Here is a 2,559-nt window from a genome sequence, read left to right on the forward strand (position 1 = left end):
CCGCGCTCGGCAGGCTGACCATCTGCTGACGCAGCGCACGGGCCTGGGTCCGGTCGCCGCGCCGGCGGGCTTTCGCCTGCTGTGCGCGTGGTGATGGTCGGCATCGCGGTGACCACCGTGATCCTCGCGGTGGTGTCCGTGGTGTGTGACTTTCCCCGGTGAGCGTCTATGAGCTGTTCGGGGAACCGGTGGTGCGGTGCTGGCGCGCCGCAGCCGGCCAACCACCTGATGGGCTGCAGGATGATCCCGCGGACGGGCGGGCCGGTGGGCCTGGCTCCCCGACGGCGCCCGCGCATCCCGCGGCTTCTGCACAGTCTGCGGGACCGCCCATCCGACTGCACCGTACTTACTCCCAGCGGTGCAGCAGCCATGCCGTGCCCGTGCGCCGCGTGCGCGCAGGGGCCACCGGCCCGGACGCGAAGGCATGTTCGGGCGCCCACCGGCATAAGCGGAAGGCACAGCACGCCCGCTGGCCGATGGCTCACCCTGCGGCGGCAGCTCAGGGACGCTCCCCGAACAGTGCAGTCCGCGCGGGACGGTCAGCGCGTGTCAGCCGCCGCGGCCCACTGGGAGCGGGAGGGGCAGCCAGCGGGCGTGGAGGCGGTCGTACCAGTCGACGTCGGTCCAGATGTCGCTGGGCTGCGGGCGCCTGCCGGGTGCGTACTGGCCGCAGCCGCCGATGCCGACTGCCAGGGGTGCGAGAAGCCACCTCGGTAGAGCCATGGGTCTGCCCTCCCTTCTGCGGCATGGGCGACCCCCAGGGCACCCTGGGGGTCTGGTCGCGAACTGCCGGCGTGCCGGTAACGCCCGCCGTGTGTGCCGGGACCTCTGCCTGGTTTCCCCAGGCCCTGGTGTGCTCCGCCTGTGAGCGCCTTGGCGTTGGCGGATCGCGTCAGTTCTGAGGTCCGCGGTGTGTGCCGCGGCGGGCGAGGCCGGGGCGAGACGGAGGTCGCCGCCGCTACGCCGGGTGTTCGTGGGCGCTGGCGAGGCGGCCGGACATGCCGAGCCGCTGCTTCGTCCAGCGTTCGGGTTCCTGACGTGGATCTGTGCTGATCAGGGTCCAACCACCTCCCTCTCCTGCACGGTTTCCGACTGTTCCGACATCATGGTTGTTTCCGGGCGTCGGGATACCTATGCATCCCAGCTCAAGATTTTTTTAGGTTTTTGTTCCGGTTTGAGTGTGACCGCTCAGGCTGCTTCTGCTGCGGCGCCCGGCGTCTCGGCGGCCCAGGCGACGGTGAGGCGGTCGTCGGCGAGGTCGACGGTGATGGTGGCGCCGTCGGGATGTCGCCGGTGAGCAGGGCGCGCCCGATGCGGGTTTCGAGTTCGCGTTGGATGAAGCGGCAGCGGGCGGGCGCCGTAGACCGGGTCGAAGCCCTCGGCGGCGATGTGCCGGCGGGCCGGTTCGGTCAGGTGCAGGGTCAGGCGGCGGTCGGCCAGGCACCGGCGCAGGTCGTCGGTGAGCAGGTCGACGACGCGCTCGATCTCCGGCAGCGTAGGGGGCTTGAACAGGACGACGTGGTCAACCCGGTTGAGGAACTCCGGGCGGAAGTGGCGGCGCAGTTCGCCCATCACCGCGCTACGGGCCTCGTCCTTGATCTCTCCGTCAGGTGTGACACCTTCCAGCAGGTACTGGGAGCCGATGGTGCTCGTCGTGATCACGACGGTGTTGCGGAAGTCCACGGTGTGGCCCTGGGCGTCGGTCAGGCGGCCGTCGTCCAGCAGCTGCAGCAGAGTGTTGAAAACGTCGTGGTGGGCCTTTTCCACCTCGTCCAGCAGGACAACGCTGTAGGGCTTGCGACGTACGGCCTCGGTGAGATGGCCGCCCTCCTCGTGGCCGACGTAGCCGGGCGGGGCGCCGACCAGGCGGGAGACGGTCTGCCGCTCCTGGTACTCGCTCATGTCGAGGCGGACCATGTTGTCCTCGGTGTCGAACAGGGCGGCGGCCAGGGTTTTGGCCAGTTCGGTCTTGCCGGCGCCGGTGGGACCGAGGAAGAGGGACGAGCCGATGGGGCGGCGCGGGTACTTCACGCCGGAGCGGGCGCGGATGACGGCGTCCGCGCCCGGACCTGCCTGACACACCGTCCGAACGTGGTGCGCGTGGACGTCTCCGAACTGGCCTTCTGTGACTGGTACGGCCTCAAGACCCTGCTCAGCCTGTACCGCGAAGCCCAACGCGCCGGAGCGCCCTTGAGTTGTCCGGGGCTGTGCGGCCGCAACTCGCCCGCCTGCCTCGCCGCGACCGGCACCGGGCACCTCCTGACCGCGACCAGCACGCCACCGGCCGGTACCGCACGCACCACCGGTCCCGCTCGACGCCGTCACTGCGCGGCTGCCCCGTTGGCAGCGCCGGACCCTGCCTGGGCATTCCTTCGGCCCGGCCTGCCACCGCACCGGCACCGGCGGTGGCCTGACGGAACCCGGCCGCAACCGGCCGGTATCTGCCAACGGTCTGGCGGCGGTTCGGCTGTGCATCAGCCGATGCTCAGAGGCTGTTGTCGTTCCGATCTTGAGGGATGCGTTTCGAACGGGAGTCTCGATCGGGTGGTCACGGACCGC

1 protein-coding gene and 1 pseudogene are annotated in these 2,559 nt (G+C 70.4%); both read right to left on the reverse strand.

Translation table 11 applies throughout. The features are described 5' to 3' along the window. Positions 1 to 549: 549 nt before the first annotated feature. Positions 550 to 723: a hypothetical protein gene (locus ABD198_RS30380; RefSeq protein WP_344007936.1), complete on the reverse strand. Its 174-nt coding sequence runs from the start codon at positions 721 to 723 to the stop codon at positions 550 to 552. A gap of 465 nt (positions 724 to 1,188) precedes the next feature. Further along, positions 1,189 to 2,061: pseudogene (locus ABD198_RS30385) on the reverse strand (AAA family ATPase); the annotation flags it as partial. Positions 2,062 to 2,559: the final 498 nt, after the last annotated feature.

The sequence above is a fragment of the Streptomyces thermocarboxydovorans genome (assembly GCF_039524635.1).
Classification (GTDB): domain Bacteria; phylum Actinomycetota; class Actinomycetes; order Streptomycetales; family Streptomycetaceae; genus Streptomyces; species Streptomyces thermocarboxydovorans.